This window comes from Saccharothrix sp. NRRL B-16314, assembly GCF_000716595.1.
Lineage (GTDB): Bacteria > Actinomycetota > Actinomycetes > Mycobacteriales > Pseudonocardiaceae > Actinosynnema.
Window position 1 is genome coordinate 1 of the sequence record NZ_JNXC01000093.1, and the last position, 1,001, is coordinate 1,001.

Sequence of the window (1,001 nt, forward strand, 5' to 3'; positions counted from 1 at the left end):
CTAGTGGCGCGTCTCGGAGGGTTGACCCGGTAATCGATCGGTCGGTCTGATCGGCGAGGCTGGTCCCGCATGTCGAGTGCGGGAGGTGGTTGTGGCTCGTCGTCCGAGCGTGTTCGTGAGGCCGTTGTCGATGGAGGAAGGCCGGAAGATCCAGCGGGTCACCAGGACCTCGAAGGATCCGGTGCGGTTGAGGCGGGCGATCGTGGTGCTGATGTCCGGCCAGGGCCAGGCGGTCCGGGACATCACCTCGTTGATGCAGGTGAGCGAGGACTACGTGCGTGACGTGATCCACGCGTTCAACGAGCGGGGGTTCGCGGCGCTGGACCCAAAATGGAGCGGCGGGCGGAGTCGGACGATCGGTGAGGCGATCCGTGAACGGATCTGCCTGATCGCCCGCACTGCATCCTCGACCTGTACGACCATCCGCCCGGCGACGGGCGGGTGGTCTGCGTCGACGAGTTCGGACCGCTCAACCTGATGCCGCGCAGGGGCAAGGCCTGGCGGCCCGCCGGGTCGCCGCGCCGATTACGGGCGACCTACAACCGCCACCACGGCGTGATGCACATGCTCGCCGCGCTCGACCTGACGACCGGGAAGATCCACTACCGGATCCGGCGGCGCAAACGCCACCGCGAGTTCCTCGACCTGCTCAAGACCCTGCGCGTCCGGTGGCCCGACCAACGGCTCTACCTGGTCATGGACAACTTCTCCCCACACCGACACCCCGACGTCCGCGACTGGGCCGCCGACCATGACGTCGAGTTGGTGTTCCTGCCCACCTACTCCAGCTGGCTGAACTGGATCGAGGCCGAGTTCGCCGCCCTGCGCTACTTCGCCCTCAACGGCACAGACCACCTGACCCACGCCGAACAGAACGCCGCCATCGCCTCGTTCATCCGCTGGCGCAACGCCCGAGCCCAACCCAAGACCGGGTTCGCCACCGACTCACCCATCCGCACCTGGACCCATTACCCGGCCAAGGCTGCGTGACAAGCCACTAG

Annotated in this window: 2 protein-coding genes; both read left to right on the forward strand. The window is 67.0% G+C overall.

Annotation, left to right across the window (positions count from 1 at the left end; all coding sequences use genetic code 11):
• The first annotated feature begins 91 nt into the window (after nt 1-91).
• Nucleotides 92-478 (forward strand): helix-turn-helix domain-containing protein, encoded by a 387-nt coding sequence (locus OQ02_RS46520; RefSeq protein WP_081916284.1) that lies wholly within the window; start codon nt 92-94, stop codon nt 476-478.
• A complete protein-coding gene (locus tag OQ02_RS46525) occupies nt 442-990 on the forward strand; it encodes an IS630 family transposase (protein ID WP_231500446.1) in 549 nt (182 codons plus the stop codon). Before OQ02_RS46520 ends, OQ02_RS46525 begins: the two co-directional genes overlap by 37 nt.
• Nucleotides 991-1,001 lie beyond the last annotated feature (11 nt).